This window comes from Serratia sp. CY47280 (assembly GCF_052168655.1).
In the GTDB taxonomy this organism is placed as follows: Bacteria; Pseudomonadota; Gammaproteobacteria; order Enterobacterales; family Enterobacteriaceae; genus Serratia; species Serratia bockelmannii.
The window spans coordinates 1,319,458-1,333,478 of sequence record NZ_JBJNMG010000001.1 but is presented as its reverse complement, the minus strand read 5'-3'; the positions used below and the strand labels follow the sequence as shown (position 1 = coordinate 1,333,478).

Annotated in this window: 21 protein-coding genes and 1 pseudogene; 5 read left to right on the top strand and 17 right to left on the bottom strand. The window is 50.7% G+C overall.

Going from position 1 to position 14,021, the window contains the following annotated elements; genetic code table 11:
- Positions 1–10: 10 nt before the first annotated feature.
- From ACJ8J4_RS06425 to ACJ8J4_RS06345, 17 genes are all read right to left on the bottom strand, one after another.
- On the bottom strand, positions 11–313 hold the full coding sequence (locus tag ACJ8J4_RS06425) for a DUF2730 domain-containing protein (protein ID WP_354636840.1): 303 nt from the start codon (positions 311–313) through the stop codon (positions 11–13).
- The gene (locus ACJ8J4_RS06420) at positions 294–527 is read right to left on the bottom strand and encodes a TraR/DksA family transcriptional regulator (protein WP_080490569.1); all 234 of its coding nucleotides are present in this window, start codon (positions 525–527) and stop codon (positions 294–296) included. Before ACJ8J4_RS06420 ends, ACJ8J4_RS06425 begins: the two co-directional genes overlap by 20 nt.
- Positions 527–1,132 (bottom strand): hypothetical protein, encoded by a 606-nt coding sequence (locus tag ACJ8J4_RS06415; RefSeq protein WP_442516036.1) that lies wholly within the window; start codon positions 1,130–1,132, stop codon positions 527–529. Before ACJ8J4_RS06415 ends, ACJ8J4_RS06420 begins: the two co-directional genes overlap by 1 nt.
- On the bottom strand, positions 1,120–1,473 hold the full coding sequence (locus tag ACJ8J4_RS06410; RefSeq protein WP_188239984.1) for a hypothetical protein: 354 nt from the start codon (positions 1,471–1,473) through the stop codon (positions 1,120–1,122). Before ACJ8J4_RS06410 ends, ACJ8J4_RS06415 begins: the two co-directional genes overlap by 13 nt.
- A complete protein-coding gene (locus ACJ8J4_RS06405) occupies positions 1,439–1,684 on the bottom strand; it encodes a hypothetical protein (RefSeq protein ID WP_188239985.1) in 246 nt (81 codons plus the stop codon). Before ACJ8J4_RS06405 ends, ACJ8J4_RS06410 begins: the two co-directional genes overlap by 35 nt.
- Positions 1,685–1,689: 5 nt before the next feature.
- Positions 1,690–2,271, bottom strand: coding sequence for a glycoside hydrolase family 108 protein (locus ACJ8J4_RS06400; RefSeq protein ID WP_442516035.1), 582 nt, complete (start codon positions 2,269–2,271; stop codon positions 1,690–1,692).
- A gap of 104 nt (positions 2,272–2,375) precedes the next feature.
- Entirely contained in the window at positions 2,376–2,861 is a 486-nt protein-coding gene (locus tag ACJ8J4_RS06395; RefSeq protein WP_442516034.1) for a hypothetical protein, read from the bottom strand.
- A 9-nt stretch (positions 2,862–2,870) separates the two neighbouring features.
- Complete coding sequence (locus tag ACJ8J4_RS06390) at positions 2,871–3,263, bottom strand: Mor transcription activator family protein (protein WP_442516033.1); 393 nt, start codon at positions 3,261–3,263, stop codon at positions 2,871–2,873.
- The gene (locus ACJ8J4_RS06385) at positions 3,256–3,783 is read right to left on the bottom strand and encodes a hypothetical protein (protein ID WP_080490564.1); all 528 of its coding nucleotides are present in this window, start codon (positions 3,781–3,783) and stop codon (positions 3,256–3,258) included. The genes ACJ8J4_RS06390 and ACJ8J4_RS06385 overlap by 8 nt, the downstream gene beginning before the upstream one ends.
- Positions 3,780–4,334 carry a gp16 family protein gene (locus ACJ8J4_RS06380; protein ID WP_060446314.1) on the bottom strand — a complete coding sequence of 185 codons (555 nt, stop codon included), beginning with the start codon at positions 4,332–4,334 and terminating at the stop codon, positions 3,780–3,782. Before ACJ8J4_RS06380 ends, ACJ8J4_RS06385 begins: the two co-directional genes overlap by 4 nt.
- A 160-nt stretch (positions 4,335–4,494) precedes the next feature.
- Positions 4,495–4,692, bottom strand: a complete 198-nt coding sequence (locus tag ACJ8J4_RS06375) for a hypothetical protein (RefSeq protein WP_188246611.1) — start codon at positions 4,690–4,692, stop codon at positions 4,495–4,497.
- A gap of 1 nt (position 4,693) precedes the next feature.
- A complete protein-coding gene (locus tag ACJ8J4_RS06370) occupies positions 4,694–5,308 on the bottom strand; it encodes a DUF3164 family protein (protein WP_188246612.1) in 615 nt (204 codons plus the stop codon).
- 7 nt (positions 5,309–5,315) lie between these two features.
- A complete protein-coding gene (locus ACJ8J4_RS06365) occupies positions 5,316–5,528 on the bottom strand; it encodes a hypothetical protein (RefSeq protein ID WP_070559308.1) in 213 nt (70 codons plus the stop codon).
- A gap of 2 nt (positions 5,529–5,530) precedes the next feature.
- Complete coding sequence (locus ACJ8J4_RS06360) at positions 5,531–5,728, bottom strand: hypothetical protein (protein ID WP_060430655.1); 198 nt, start codon at positions 5,726–5,728, stop codon at positions 5,531–5,533.
- 4 nt (positions 5,729–5,732) lie between these two features.
- Positions 5,733–6,680, bottom strand: coding sequence for an AAA family ATPase (locus ACJ8J4_RS06355; RefSeq protein WP_060430653.1), 948 nt, complete (start codon positions 6,678–6,680; stop codon positions 5,733–5,735).
- Between the two features lie 36 nt (positions 6,681–6,716).
- Positions 6,717–8,810: a Mu transposase C-terminal domain-containing protein gene (locus ACJ8J4_RS06350; RefSeq protein ID WP_442516032.1), complete on the bottom strand. Its 2,094-nt coding sequence runs from the start codon at positions 8,808–8,810 to the stop codon at positions 6,717–6,719.
- A gap of 2 nt (positions 8,811–8,812) precedes the next feature.
- A complete protein-coding gene (locus ACJ8J4_RS06345; RefSeq protein ID WP_070559312.1) occupies positions 8,813–9,061 on the bottom strand; it encodes a helix-turn-helix domain-containing protein in 249 nt (82 codons plus the stop codon).
- A gap of 163 nt (positions 9,062–9,224) precedes the next feature.
- Between ACJ8J4_RS06345 and ACJ8J4_RS06340 the strand changes: the two genes are divergently transcribed.
- The 5 genes and pseudogenes from ACJ8J4_RS06340 to ACJ8J4_RS06320 all read left to right on the top strand — a co-directional run bounded on the left by ACJ8J4_RS06340 (position 9,225) and on the right by ACJ8J4_RS06320 (position 14,003).
- On the top strand, positions 9,225–9,806 hold the full coding sequence (locus ACJ8J4_RS06340) for a hypothetical protein (RefSeq protein ID WP_442516031.1): 582 nt from the start codon (positions 9,225–9,227) through the stop codon (positions 9,804–9,806).
- 259 nt (positions 9,807–10,065) lie between these two features.
- Positions 10,066–10,536 (top strand): annotated as a pseudogene (locus ACJ8J4_RS06335) (colicin-like pore-forming protein); the annotation flags it as partial.
- 304 nt (positions 10,537–10,840) lie between these two features.
- A complete protein-coding gene (locus ACJ8J4_RS06330) occupies positions 10,841–12,022 on the top strand; it encodes an MFS transporter (RefSeq protein WP_060447851.1) in 1,182 nt (393 codons plus the stop codon).
- Positions 12,023–12,120: 98 nt separating this feature from the next.
- Positions 12,121–13,077 (top strand): diiron oxygenase, encoded by a 957-nt coding sequence (locus tag ACJ8J4_RS06325; protein ID WP_025303320.1) that lies wholly within the window; start codon positions 12,121–12,123, stop codon positions 13,075–13,077.
- 14 nt (positions 13,078–13,091) lie between these two features.
- Positions 13,092–14,003, top strand: coding sequence for a class I SAM-dependent methyltransferase (locus tag ACJ8J4_RS06320; protein WP_025303319.1), 912 nt, complete (start codon positions 13,092–13,094; stop codon positions 14,001–14,003).
- Positions 14,004–14,021: the final 18 nt, after the last annotated feature.

Sequence of the window (14,021 nt, the reverse complement as noted above, 5' to 3'; positions counted from 1 at the left end):
GGCCATGGCCTCACTTATCCTTCAATTCGTTTTCCAGTAGGAGATCGCTGACGTGTTTCACCTGGCGAATGGCCGGGCCGAGTTCACGTAGGTCTCCCCGTAAATTGCTCATTTCAAGCTGCAACTGGTGCAGGTCTTTTTGACTCGGTAACCCGGCGATGGTGTTCTCCATGGATTGCAGACGGGTGCGGAACAACTCCAGCTCCTCACGCTTCACATAGGTTTTTGCGAGCAGTAACTGGATCACGTTGACGGCAGACATGAACAACGCCCAAATGATGGCCCAGTTGCCTCTAACGACCTCCCAATCCACGCTGGGCCTCCCGTTGTTCTCTGATTTGTTGGCAGGTCACGCAGCAGACTGCATCAGGTAGTGACGCCAGCCGCCGCGCGGGAATGTCATCCCCGCAGTCATTGCAATAGCCATACTCGACAGGCGCCTCTTTAACCCGGTTTAAATGGGTATTTAACGCTCGTTTACGGTCTTCCATTTCCAGTTCGCTGGCGCGGTCGAACGCATCACCCATTACTTCACCACCGGCAGTTTGTGCTTGCTGGACTTGCTGAAGCGGGCGAACCCATCCAGCGTGCGGAAACCGAGATACCCCAGTGCAGGGGTCGCCAACATCAGGGCGATATCCCAATCCGGCGCGGGCATCGTCAGCACATGACCGGCAGCGGTGGCAATCGCCGCCGCCTGCTGTCCGACAGCCAGCAACAGCACATAGGCGATGGAGCTGTAGAGTGAAAGACGCGCCATCAACGGGCGGGTGCGGCGCACATAGTCATCAACGGCGTTGTCACCGTTGCGGATAGTCTCCTGCTGTTCGTGGTGCGCGGCCTGCTGATCGGTAAACCTGTTACGCTCACGTTCGGCGTTAATCTTCTCCAGCTCAACCTTGAGCCTCTCCAACTCAACGAACTGTTCCGGGGGAAGCGCCGCCAGCTTTTGTTCAAGCACACGCTGGCGGTCTTGCGGGTTGACGGCACTGTTAACGGCCTCCACCATCCCGGCGACGGTGTCCGCTGTCTTGGCTGATGCACTGCCGAACAAACCGCCGATGGCACGCAGCACGGATGGACCAGCTTTCATCAGCACCCCGGCAACGGTAGAGACGGTTATTGGATCCACGGCAGCAGCCCCTTATAGCAAGCCAGACGTACAGCCAGCAGACCGGTGGCAAAGGCCAGCAACTGGATACCGCCGAATGGCGCGATGAAGAAAGCCACCATCCCCAGGAAGTTGCCGAGGGTGCTGAGCAATACGGAAAGCATCTCCCGGTGGGAAAATGCATTGCTTTTGTCCTCGAGCCAAATCCCCAGGTAAGCCAAGCCACCGCCGAGCAGTGCCAGCAGCCAATACCACAATGAGGCCTGCGGTAATCCGCTGGCCAGAATCAGGGAGATCAACAGCAAGATGCCGACCAGCCAGGCAGAGTTAACGATGTTGTTCACGGTGTTCATGGTTATCACGGTGTTGTTCCTTGTAGCGCTGGCACTGCCAGGCAATATCGCGTGGGCCGACGGACTCCCAGCCCTTCATGTAAAAGCTGGCATGAGTGCCGTCACAGCCCCGATAGTTAACCGGCTCCGGTTTGGGGCCACCGGCCATGCGGTGGAGCACCTCTTTTTTGAGGCGGTCCCGCTTGCCCTGGCGAAATGACTCATCCCAGCCTTTACCCATGGTGCTTAGCTCCGAGCGACCGACGCCGAGCCGCCGACGACTTCCCAGGCGGTATTCGCCACACTGTCCAGGCGGTTGAACCACCCGTTGAGGTATTTACCCTGGGACGGATTGGACTTGATGATGTCGGCGTAATAGCGGGCGCGGTAGACCAGGAAGCGGGCCAGTAGCCATTCAGGGTCGGCACTGACAACGGCGGTTCTGGTTTTGGGGCCAACGATGCTGTCAGCGGTTACACCTGCTGCCGACTGCAACAGGGAAATGGCTTTCTTGACGCCATGCTGAACGGCGGCATCAAAGACCAACAGCGAGATGCCGTCCGGCCAATCCGGGCAGTAGGCCGGATACCAATAGTCACGGAAATAAATCTGACTGGCCTGTTCAAGGGTCAAGTCTTTGATGCGGGTGTCGGGCTGGCCGTCACCGTTAACGTCGGTCATGCCGTCGGCGACGCCGTCGCGCTTGTCGGAAATGCCGTACTTGGTCTCACCGCCCTTGTCGGTAGGGTCATTGACGTAGCCGCCTTCTTTGCCCAGGACAAAGGCAACGGCATGGGTAAACGCTGGGGTAGGATTGAACTGACTCACATTTGCACCTCTGGAAAGCTCGCTGCAAGAAATAAGCTGAGGCTTCCATAGTGCGACAGGCATAAAAAAAGCCGGATTAACCGGCTTCATTGAAAATCATAAAATTAGTCCCACGTGGACATGACTGAAATCTTACATGCAAGAACAGGATTATTTCCAATAAACGTTAACTGAGACTCAAACCAGAAATCATCAATTGAATCGGCAAACTCCCTGTCTTTTGCCCTTGCTGCGCCTGCAACTATGTTTAGAACTTGCTCCTCTATGCTTTTATTTTTACTTCCGATAACACCGTAAGCTAGGTTCACGCAAACATTTTCAGAATGACTAAATTCAGCCTTGTGACGCTCACCTTTAGTTATAGAAAGAGATGAGGCAAAATCTTTGTTAATGGAGTAAATATCTCCGACATTTCGAGATGTTAATACTGGAACACCATCAGGTGACGTTCCCTTTTTCCAGCTTTCTTTTTTTGCCACTCCAACTCTATCAAAGTTGTTTATCAACTCCTGAGGTGATGGTAGTGCCGTATCAGCCATTGAAATTGGAGATAATAATATTAAAGAGAGAATAAATAGCCTTTTTGTCATTACCTGTCCTTAAAAAAGTGGAATTTGGTGCTTCCGATGCTCAAGCCTACGCATCCGCTTGATGGCTTTATACACCGTTTTGTAAGTCACATGGTAGCGCTCAACCAGCTCGGGAACATTGTCGCCAGTGAAGTCTCGCCAGATATGCATGTCACGAACAAGATATTCTAACGCCTGGCCTCGTGGAAAATACACCTGCATACCGCCAATCTGTTTACTGATGGCGACAACCAACTCAAGCGAATGGCGTGGGTCATAGCCTAACCGGACCAATTCTGTACGGAGCAGCGCATTAAGCTCAGCTAATAGTGCAGGAAAACGACTGCCTTCATCGGCGTCATCAAGATGGCTTAGCAGACTATCATCCTGGCCGTCGTCGAAAAGCTCAAGGTTATCAGCCATGGTTCCCCCCTCCATTACGTTCTAGCCACTCTGTACCGCCAGGCAATTTTGACACGTCCTGACCCAGGCGGTGCATATGGGCCAGATAATCGTCGCGGCTCTTATCTTGGTCAGTCTCACGCTTGCTTTCGTCGCGTTCACGTGCAGCGATATTGCTGGTCTGCGCGAACATCTGTTCAGAAGTGCGGTAAACCTCTCGCAGATAGCTGTGGCCGCTCAGCGGCTTTTTGTCACCCTTGATGCGCTTTGCCCGTATACGCTCAACGGTTTCGCTCAGTGCATGGGTCAGCACTCGACCCGGCTGATGCTGTGCAAGCACTTCGTTGATGAGTTTCACCGCCCGGGAATGGGACAGGTTAGACTTCTCAGGGCGGAACAATCCGATATACGCCACCATCGCTTTGGCAGCTCCACCCGGTAGTTTGGTTAACAACGTCAGCAACTCACGCCCAGCGTCGTCTTCCAGGATGGCGTCGAGATGCAAATCAGAATGACAGACAGGACAGCGGCCTAGCTTCATAGTGAGTCCTCGTAAGCATCAAAGATAATGTCATAGCTCCGTGCCTCTTCACCGGTCAGCGGGTGTTGCGGCCGGGGCTTCTTGCGAGCGTCCAGCGTTGCCAGCATCATGCGGATATGCCATTGCTTCAGGCATTCCAGCACGCGAAACGCCAGATAGCCGTCGAGCCAGCCCACCTCATCCACACCGGCACCGCCATTGAGCTGGCGACTCATGCGCTTGACGTAGTTGTTCAATGCGGTCTCTTCACCGCTTTCGACAAAGCCGTGACGGTGCATGGTGGCCCAGATGGCTCGAAGCTTACTGATCTCCTCCACACGCGGTGCGCCCTTGGCGTTCTCACGCACACGCTTTGTGGTTTTCTTGAAGCTACGTTTGAACCCTTTTCCTTGCAGCTCGGCATAGACGTCACGCAGCTCCATAACCGACATCTGGCTGCAACTTGTTTTCCCGTTAGCGGTGTTCGCCAGCAACGCACGATAGGCATCGTCAGGGATACTCAGCTTTCCCTTGGCTACATGAATCAATCGGATTAATTGCGGTTTATTCATATTAACTCCGAACCCATAAAATAAAGATTAAGCCCAAGGCCCAAAAGCATAATGAAGCGGCAAAAGTACAAATCCAGGCTGTCCGTTTCATTTCTGTCCCCCTCGATTTAGGCGTGAGCGCCCCCTGGCGCGACCACGCCTGATGAATTTGTTGAATTAATTAAACTGGGATAAGTGCAGTTACTTTGACGAAATATGGCGCCTTGTTTATTTCAACAACAGTGCCAGATTTTTTAAAGTCTCGTGCAGGCCCCAGTGTTTTAACCAGAATGAATAAAATTTCCTGTTCAGGCTGATATCTAAACACCGCCCCAGTTTTATACTGCCGATTAAACTCGCTAGCGTTGACTTTCTTCATATCAGACCCCGGCAATATCCAGGCTAATTTGCTCGTACTTGCCATTTGGCTGCCGCTCGTAAATCCGCAGATACTGGCTGGTGCCGGTAACCCGGATGGAATCCGCGATGGCCTCCATCGCTTCCTGCCAGCGCGCATCATCGATATCAATCTGGCGCAACCCCAGCACCTCGTTGACGTCAATACGGCCTTGCTTGTTGACGCGGAAGGCATGATCAACCAGCGCTTTCAGGTTATCGTTCGCACCATCAGACCAGGCGATAACGCACTCATCAATCAGCTTTTTCGCTGCCTGGATACGCTCATCAAATACGCGATGGTCACCCACGGCACGCAGGATTTTGAACTGTCCGTCAAAGCTCGGCAGAGTGACGTTACCCTTGGTGCCGCCGTATTCCACGCCGTACTCCTTCGATGATAGGTCGGTAAAATCACCGATTTTTTGCATGGAAGCGGTCTTGAAATCTATCATCGCCTGGCGCAATACCTTGGCGGCTTCGACAATATCCAGTACGACATCATCACGCAACTTATCGACCGGGCGAATCAAGTCTTCCGGAACGAGATAACCCTGGGCGTTTTTGCGGTAGCCGGTTTGTTCAATCTCTTTATTCATAAACACCTCAGTGAAAACTCTTAATATCATTGCCAATTACAGCTTTGGAAACATCCGCAACCAAGCCACCTTGTAACTCCACAAACGCTTTAATATATTTTTCGCTAAATTCCTTAGCCATTTCAGTTTTCATAAACTTCGAATCAATATCTTGTTTGATGGCCCCGTCCTTTGTCACATAGAAGCGGATCTTCATCTCCAGAAATTTCACTTTTTCCATAATTATCTCCAGTAAATAATGCAGCCCTGAATAGTGGCGGCGGATACAGCATGGTAGTTATGCGCTTTGCGCTTCAGGTCAGCGTCTGGCGCGGCGACTTCAACGATAGGTTGAGCACGGCTGATATTCACATGCTTGATTTCGACGTTGCGGCGTTGCAGCCAGCCCAGCGCGTTTACCAACTTGGTCGGGTTAATCATGGTGTTAGCCTCTCAACAGGGTGGAAACATCAACATCCAAATCCAGATCGCGGAAGGCTTTCAGGATGTAGCTTTCGTTCACGGATTCACCGGCCCCGTGGGCGGTCATAGCAGCAAGGCGCAAGGAATGACTGAGGATGCGTAGCGCTCCCGGCTTCTGAGCAATCTGTTGCAGTAACTCCCGCTCTTTCTCACCATGGATGTGCCAGGCGTCAGCAATAGCAGCCACATCCGCCTTTTTGGTTTTGTTGATGGCGACACGTTTGGCGATACGGGAGAACAGACGGGCGAACTCCACGGTGCGGTTGCCGCCGGTCATGTTGGAATAGACACGATGGTTTCCCATCAGCACCAGTCCGACACGGGTGGCTTCCTGCATCAGTCGCAGTTCTTCGAGGGTTTCAGCACCCAGGTGGTCGGCCTCATCGATGATGATGAGGCCCTGCGTTCCCTCCAGGCGACGACGCAGCGCACGCGCCAGCGGTCCCTTACGTCGTGGGGCATCATTCATGCCCAGCTCATAGGCCAATTCGGTCAGACACTCAAGCACGCTGGCACAGGCTGGCGTGATGGTAATCATCCAAACGTTGTCGTTACTGCGACGGTATTCCCGCGCAGACTCAGATTTACCGACGCCGGGGTTACCGCAGACCACGCCGATACATTCCGTCAGGTGTGCATAGCGGAAGGCTGTCCATATCTGCTTGACGGTCGGCGTCTCAATAAAGCGCGGAGGCTCCGGCAATTCTGCTACGGTGTGTTGCTTTTCGACCCAGCGCTGAATGGCTTTTTCCACACGGTCATTGTCACCGGCATATTTGTTATTCATAAAACCGCTGACCACACTGGTGGACAGGCCGATTTCACGTGCCATACGGGCGAAAGTTACACGCTCACCATCCACCAGGTTGCGGACAGCCTCGCGAATATCAGTAATATTCACTTCAGACATAATTAACTCCATTATTTGAACTGTATTTAATTGCTGTTAAATCGCGTTCTTGCGCTTATTTGATTCAAGAATATCCAGCGAGTTATTGAGATATTCATCTTCGCTGTACTCAGCATCCTCCACGTCTGCCAGCATCACAGGTGCTGTTCGTCGCACCGGTTTATAGACATTGCCTGGAAGCCAGTCCTGCTCTGCCGGTGCTGCCAGCGTATGCACGTTCTCAGCTTCAGCCAGGCGGACCTTCTCTTCTCCACGCTGCCGCATCCCTTTGATGCGTTGTTGACGCTGGTGATATTCGGCAGTAACCGGGAATGCCTGTTGTTTGTTGCCATCCCAAATGGCTTCGCAAATAAACGAGCCATCCAGGCGACGGACGATAACTTTTGAGGCATCGTGCAGGTCATAATTCACCAGCACCTGATTACCGTGTTCATTGTTCAACTCTGGTGAGTAATAGAAGTTATTAAACAACCGAACTTCGCAGCGGCTTACATGGCGCTCAATCTGTGGCATGAACATTTCACGCAGTTCCAGGTCAGACAGCCATTCGATCGCCGTGGCTTCTTTTTCCAACTTGTAGCGACGGAACTGTGCCGGAGTGAAGTGTTCGCCGTCCCCCCGCAGAGGCAAGGAATCGTGGGGGCGATTGTTGTACCACTCCACGCCAGCCTCAATGGCGTCAATCAGCGCCTCCCATGACGGCAGATCACGCAGGGTTTTCTCTTGCTTCGCACTCAACTCTTTACCCTTGTTGGCGGCATTCGTTGCCGATTGCAGGGCCTTTGTCATACGGCGAACGGTGCTACGATCTGCACCGGTGCCGTAATAAGTGGCAAACTGACGGGAGATGCGCATAGCCAATGAGCGGTTGAGACGTTCGATGATGCCGCGACCCTGCGGATTCTCGGGAATACCCAAGCGGTGATCGATTCCCAGTCGGGGTAAAATACCGGTCAGCTCAGCATCGAAGGTGTTGTTGGTTTCACCGCCGCCGTTATCGGAGTAGTACAGGAAAGGCTTCCCGTGATTTTTGATGCCATGGCGCAGCGCATCAGCAACGGCAATGACACTTTCCGACAGTGCCAGACTCCACCCGACGATAAAACGACAGCTACCATCCAAAATGAACGTCACCTCTGGTGAGAACGGGTTGCCGTGGTCAGGGTGTGCAACCTTCATTTTCATGCCGTGACCGTCACCAATCCAGACGTAATTCACCGGCAGAGATTCCCAGTCACGGCGAATAAACCCCTCATATTGACGGAACTCACTGCCGGTAATACGGCCTTTTTGTTTGACGACAACAGGTAACTTATTCATGGCATAGCACACCTGATCATAAGAGGGGATGGCATCGCGCATCAGGGGATCATCCTGATAACGCTCGGCCCACTCTTTTGCGAAATCATCATAGGCTTCTTGAATGCCGCGCCCATCCGGTCGGCGATAGAAGCTAAGGAACTCGGGCAACCACTTGATTTCCTCCGGTTTAACGACTTGACGCTTACCGGGAGCAAGCAACAGCAGGCGCTCAGCGGCAGAACTCGTTTTATTGAAGTCTGCCACCCAGCGTTTGAGGGAGATTTCGCTCAGGGAGCGTGATGTTCCTTTCTTGGCATTTGCGGCGGCGGCCGCATTAGCCAGGCGTTCAGGCAACTCGCTTGCCTGAGCTTGACGCACGATCTCCCGGATAGCTTTAGCACGGCTGAATCCCGGCAAATCCCCGAGACGCATCACCTCAACAACCAGGGCCATACGGGCATCAGCGGTTTGGCGTTGGGCTGCCGTCAGAGTGTTCAGTTTCTGTTCCAGCAACGCCGGACACTTACGATAGACCGCGATTTTACTTTCGTCAGCGCCTTTGGCACGGGGTGTAGCTGGAGACTGAGGTTTCGCCGCTGGTAGTTCTTTTGCGGAATCGTTCATCAGTTCTTTAATCTGGCGTGCCCGTAGCGATTGCTGCGCAACATCCGGCAGGCAATCGATGTGATATTCGAAAGCCTTGCTGCCGGTACGCTTGCGGACAAGTGACTCTGAACCGGCAGAGAATCGGCACAGCGCTTCTCTGATGCCTTTCGCCGTTTTTGGCAGGCCTGGAATACCGACCAACTCCTTAGCAACAAAGAACATGATCAGACCGCCTTATTGATGTAACTGGTTGTTGTGTAACGGCTCGGCCAAATAGCTTCCGGAGATACACCGAGAGCGTCAGCAACGATCTGTTGGTAGGGCTTGCAGGGAGTGCGCAGCACGCTCTTCAGCGAATCCTTACTGTATCCAGCCTGAAGGGAGAGCGCCCGGAAGGACAATCCACGCTTGTGGATCTCGGCTTTGATGGTCTCAGGATGCCAGTCGGCATTCAGATCTTCATTTCGGCTCATGATTCCTCTATCCTAAAAAGTTATCCGCGCGGATAACTGCGCGGGTATCCGTATGGATAAATCATAAGAACACAAAGAACACAAGTCAATGTTCTTTTGTGTTTTTCACGAACATCGAATTTAGTTCACTGATATCAATTGGTTGCATACAAAGGAACATGGAATGAGAAAAGAACACGAACGTTCTTTACCTGATGATAGAAAAGAACCGATTATCGAGCGGATCTTTGCTTTGGTAGAGCGCTACCCTTCACGGAATGAAGCCGCAAAAGCTTGGGGTATTAATATCAATACATTACAGAACTACTATAAGAGACGGGAATTAGCACCTACACCTAGGCATCAACTACTTGAAGTGATTGCCAATCATGAGGGTGTATCACTCGAATGGCTTACTGATGGTATTGGTGAGGCTCCGGTGAACACAAAGAATGAACACAGCAAAGAACACAAAAAAGAACACATCTCAACCGAGGTCGTTGATCCTGATGCAAGACTTGCCACTTTGTTTTCGATTCTGTCAGATCGCGAAAAGCAATCCCTGTTTGAAATCATTGTTCGCAAAGGTGTTGATACAGTGTTACGTCTTAGTGATGAACGGAACATCAGGTTGCTTCAATGCAATGATATGGAAAAGGAAAAATTCTTGGCTGGACTTGAAGGGAATATCAAAAAAGAGGCACTTACACATAGTCAGGACGTAGTAGCATCGAGCCTTTCAAACACTGGTAAGAAGGCCGGTTAATCTCTACATAGCTGTGTCAACCAGTACCGATTTTTTAACCGGCCTTTGGTTCTAGAAGTGTGTTAGAATTGATTTTGAACGCGGTACTTTAGTTTTAAACGTTAGCAACCAATAGTATCAAAAGTTTTGCCGATCGGCTCAATTTCCCCCTGACTGGTATCAAATGCCTAAACCAGGCGAAGCCAGTAAATCCGCGAATTTCCGCCAAATCCCTTTTCTTTCCGGTAATATCAAATGATTTCCTTCATCACAACTCGCCAAGGATTTGGAGGCGGGAATTCAAGGAAAATATATCCGCAACGTGCAAGATGCGGAGAAAACCTACGAGCAATTGACGAAGGGCCTGAACAAAAAGCTCAAGGCGCAGGACAAAGCGGCGATTGTCGCCTGGCTGAAAATGATCGATGCGGAACAGTATGCCCGCAATGCGCGGGTATTGGGCAAGGTCTTCACCGGGGTGGACTGGGCGATCAAGGGCGCGGATCTGGTAAACGCTGCGATTGAAGGTTTCTCTACCGGCAACTGGAAAGCGTTCCGCAACCAGCTCGAAGCGCTCGGGTTGTCGATCGGCGCAGGGTATACGCTCTCCGTTATCGCCGCGTTTTTCGCGCCGACGCTGGTGTCGTCGACGGTGGGCATTTTCGCCTTCGCTTACCTGTTTGGCTGGGCCACCAGCTATATCGATGCGGCCCTTGCAGGAGAACTGGAAAAATTCATCCTCGAGATGTAACAAGCTCATGACAGAAGAGGGGGCATGCCCCCTCTTTTATGGGGTATGAACGCGCCCTGAACAATGCATTAGCATGTCTCATGTAGTTCTTAAGTTGATGATTTTTATCTGTGTAGTTCGTCTTATGCAGCCATCTCCCCGTCATCGGATAATTTCATTATTTTTCTTCCTGTTATGTGATTTTCTTCACGTAAAACACTATTTATCATCCTTTATTCATTAGTGATATTTACATATAACAATTGTTCTCCTAGTTTGTTCATGGTTATTAACATTCGGATTAATGTTCTGTTGGAGTATGGATATGTTGACAGGAAAGTGGGTGCCTCTGCCCTTTATCCTTGTGGTTTCCTTATTGGCTGGGTGTATTGAAGTGGATATGTCCGTTCCCAGCTTTCCGGATATGGCTGCCAGTTTCGGTGTTTCTGAAGGGCATATTCAGCGTACGATCACCTATAACTTCTTGGGATTTGTGTTTGGCGCGTTGATTTATGGCCCACTGTCAGAGTCGATTGGTCGACGCAAAACCATGTTGATCGGTGGGGCTATCATGCTGTTAGGTGCTCTGGGATGTACCTACGCCACTTCAATCGATCTTTTGATGTTGTCCCGCTTTATTCAGGGGTTGGGGGCTTGCACGCCGGTGGTAGTGGCTTACGCGATCATCGCAGACCGTTATCAAGGGGCGGCCATGTACAGCATGATCGGTCTGGTTAATGCCTGTATCTCGATTTTCATGTCGCTAGCGCCAATCGCCGGTGGTTGGATTAATGAGCATTGGGGGTGGAGAGGAAACTATGCGGTTGTCGCGGTGATCACCGCAGCGGCGGTACTGCTGGAATTGTTGTTCCTGCCGGAGACGAAGAAAGAAAAAACGCCATTCGATCTCAAAGCCATTGTGGGAAGCTATGCCCGGCTGACGGCGAGTTTCCAATTCATGCGATTATCGTTGATTCCTTCACTTTTCTTTGCTGCTTATATGGTATTCATCGCCTCCAGCGCTTTTCTTTACCGTGAAACCTTTGCGTTCTCGCTGTCGGCATTTGTCGTTCACTTTTTTATTATCGTGGCGTCATTTTCAATCCCTAGCCTCTTTTCCGCCCGTATTATCGCCGCGTTTGGTGGCGATCGGCGCGCTGAGAAAATCGGTATGGCGTTAGCCATCGTCAGCATTCTCGCTCTACTGACGGCGACAACACCTTGGGCTATTACCCTGCTGATGAGCCTGTTCTGCTTCGGTTTTTCTATCTGCTATCCGACGCTGTTCGCACGTTCCATGAGTGTCTACCCGGAAATTTATGGTGTGGCGGCCTCCTATATCATGAGCATGCGCTCGCTGCTGGTTGTGGCTATCACGGGGATGGCCAGCTACGTCTTTATCGGGCGGCCGGAGGAAATGAGCTATGTGATGGCGAGTGTGATAGGCGTTGTCGTGTTGTTGTCTATGTTGAGTATCGTGGCATCCCCAAGCAAAGTTGAAGAATAAATAATCGTTTTCGCGTGACCCCCGGCTAAATATTTATATTTGGCCGGGCTCGGCATGACTTTTTTAAATACATGTATTCCTTCATCTGGAGAATATCTATGGAAAATGAAACCATGGTTTCGAAGGGCGGTTTGTCTGCCGCCTATACTGATAAATGGGAACAGCGCGCATCAATAAGAACTCGCCCCGGTAAATTTATCGACTTTACTATTCCTGGCGCATTTTTCCCCGAGGAGAATCAGCCGATATTTTTGGCTGACATGATGAGCGGCATGGACAATGAGAGGAAGTCAAAAATACTTACTCAGTCATTGTTTAAATACCTCAATGATATCGTTAATCTTGAGATCAAACTCATTAACTCAGCATGCAATAAAATTATCTACGGCGATCTCGCTGTCAAATTTGACGAACAGATTAAATTGAATGCCTATACCGTCATCATCGATGAGTATTACCATGTTTATATCGCCAGACATATGATCAATCAACTTAGAGAGCATGATGCCGATCTCGGTGCGCTGAGTTACCCGGATTCTGACGCCTATGTGGCCGTTACAGAGGTGATGAAACGGTTACCTGAGCGCTGCCATGACATTTTCGAGATCATTGCGGTGTGCATTTTCGAAACGACCCTGGTGAGAGAGCTGGTGGAGTTCTTTAATAGTGACGGCGTTCATCCATCGATTAAATACTATGTTAATGACCATATGAACGATGAGTCCAGACACTATATTTTCTTTCTCGAATTACTTGGCTATATCTGGACGAGGTTGGATGAAAACGATCAGGCGATGATCGGCGGGCAGATCGCTGATTTCGTAAAAATGTATTTGAATGTTGAATCAGAGAAACAGTTTAACATTGAGCTGTTATCGAAGATAACTCATGATTGCGAAGCCAGCCGGGAGTCAATCAATAAGGTTTATCGCGGTTTTGAAGTGACGCCTGATGTCCCCATTGTTAAAAACGTGCTAATGGCTTTGAAACGAACCGGCATTCTGAATTCGCCGATAGTGCGCCAGGGATTCGAAAATATTGGTTGGATAATTTAATCATGGAGATGGGTATGGATAGTTTCGCCTCGCATAAAACACATTCTAAACTGGCCTATTTGACTGAAACAAAGATGTTGGCCGATGAAATAAAAGCGCGTTTACGGAATAGCAATTCGCTTATTCTTCCATTAGAGAGAAATCTTGAACTGGTCGATCAATTGACGGAGTTTGAGCTTGGTCGTTTCCTCCTGCATAACCGCGGCCTCAATGGCTACTGGACGTCTTACATTTTCCAGCATCCCGCTGGAAAACCCGCCGAACATGTTTTGGAAGACTGGCTTCTGAATCGCTCGTTGCTGTGCCGGGCGCGCGAGCGTTACTACCGTTATCAGACCTTGCTGGCTGAGTTGATTACGCAGGCGGAGACGCTGGCTTCAATCCCGTGCGGGGTGATGGATGATTTATTGGATTTGGATTACAGCGGCCATGGCGCGGTGCAATTGACCGGCATTGATCTTGACCCGGAGTCACTTTATCACGCCAACGAAAAGGCCAAGCGCGTTGGCATGGCGAACCGTTGCCGATTCTCGCAGCAGAATGCCTGGGAGTTAAAAGAAAAAAACGCTTTCGATGTGATTACCAGTAACGGCCTGAATATGTATGAGTCTGACCCGGACAGGCTGGTGGCTTTGTATCGTCGGTTCTTCGAGGCATTAAAACCAGGGGGAACCTTGTTGCTCAGTTTCCTCACGCCACCGCCGGAAAAGAACGCGCCCACCGGTGAGTGGGATAAATATGAAACGCCAATGGCGGACCTTTTGCAGGAGTTCGCGATCTTTGGCGACATTATTCAGGCTACCTACCTTAATTTCACTTCAGAAGCAGAGATCAGGCAACAGATAACCCAGGCAGGGTTCACGGTTAAAGATATCAACTACAGCTCACGCGGCGTGTTGCCGATCCTCGTGGCGGTAAAACCCTGATAACCCAAAAGAGTAATA

Coding starts and splice junctions, on each gene's coding strand:
- ACJ8J4_RS06420 (WP_080490569.1), bottom strand. CDS start 527: ATGGGTGATGCGTTCGACCGCGCCAGCGAACTGGAAATGGAAGACCGT.
- ACJ8J4_RS06380 (WP_060446314.1), bottom strand. CDS start 4,334: ATGAATAAACCGCAATTAATCCGATTGATTCATGTAGCCAAGGGAAAG.
- ACJ8J4_RS06405 (WP_188239985.1), bottom strand. CDS start 1,684: ATGGGTAAAGGCTGGGATGAGTCATTTCGCCAGGGCAAGCGGGACCGC.
- ACJ8J4_RS06375 (WP_188246611.1), bottom strand. CDS start 4,692: ATGAAGAAAGTCAACGCTAGCGAGTTTAATCGGCAGTATAAAACTGGG.
- ACJ8J4_RS06365 (WP_070559308.1), bottom strand. CDS start 5,528: ATGGAAAAAGTGAAATTTCTGGAGATGAAGATCCGCTTCTATGTGACA.
- ACJ8J4_RS06320 (WP_025303319.1), top strand. CDS start 13,092: ATGGATAGTTTCGCCTCGCATAAAACACATTCTAAACTGGCCTATTTG.
- ACJ8J4_RS06360 (WP_060430655.1), bottom strand. CDS start 5,728: ATGATTAACCCGACCAAGTTGGTAAACGCGCTGGGCTGGCTGCAACGC.
- ACJ8J4_RS06395 (WP_442516034.1), bottom strand. CDS start 2,861: ATGACAAAAAGGCTATTTATTCTCTCTTTAATATTATTATCTCCAATT.
- ACJ8J4_RS06385 (WP_080490564.1), bottom strand. CDS start 3,783: ATGAAGCTAGGCCGCTGTCCTGTCTGTCATTCTGATTTGCATCTCGAC.
- ACJ8J4_RS06330 (WP_060447851.1), top strand. CDS start 10,841: ATGTTGACAGGAAAGTGGGTGCCTCTGCCCTTTATCCTTGTGGTTTCC.
- ACJ8J4_RS06370 (WP_188246612.1), bottom strand. CDS start 5,308: ATGAATAAAGAGATTGAACAAACCGGCTACCGCAAAAACGCCCAGGGT.
- ACJ8J4_RS06325 (WP_025303320.1), top strand. CDS start 12,121: ATGGAAAATGAAACCATGGTTTCGAAGGGCGGTTTGTCTGCCGCCTAT.
- ACJ8J4_RS06355 (WP_060430653.1), bottom strand. CDS start 6,680: ATGTCTGAAGTGAATATTACTGATATTCGCGAGGCTGTCCGCAACCTG.
- ACJ8J4_RS06345 (WP_070559312.1), bottom strand. CDS start 9,061: ATGAGCCGAAATGAAGATCTGAATGCCGACTGGCATCCTGAGACCATC.
- ACJ8J4_RS06390 (WP_442516033.1), bottom strand. CDS start 3,263: ATGGCTGATAACCTTGAGCTTTTCGACGACGGCCAGGATGATAGTCTG.
- ACJ8J4_RS06350 (WP_442516032.1), bottom strand. CDS start 8,810: ATGTTCTTTGTTGCTAAGGAGTTGGTCGGTATTCCAGGCCTGCCAAAA.
- ACJ8J4_RS06340 (WP_442516031.1), top strand. CDS start 9,225: ATGAGAAAAGAACACGAACGTTCTTTACCTGATGATAGAAAAGAACCG.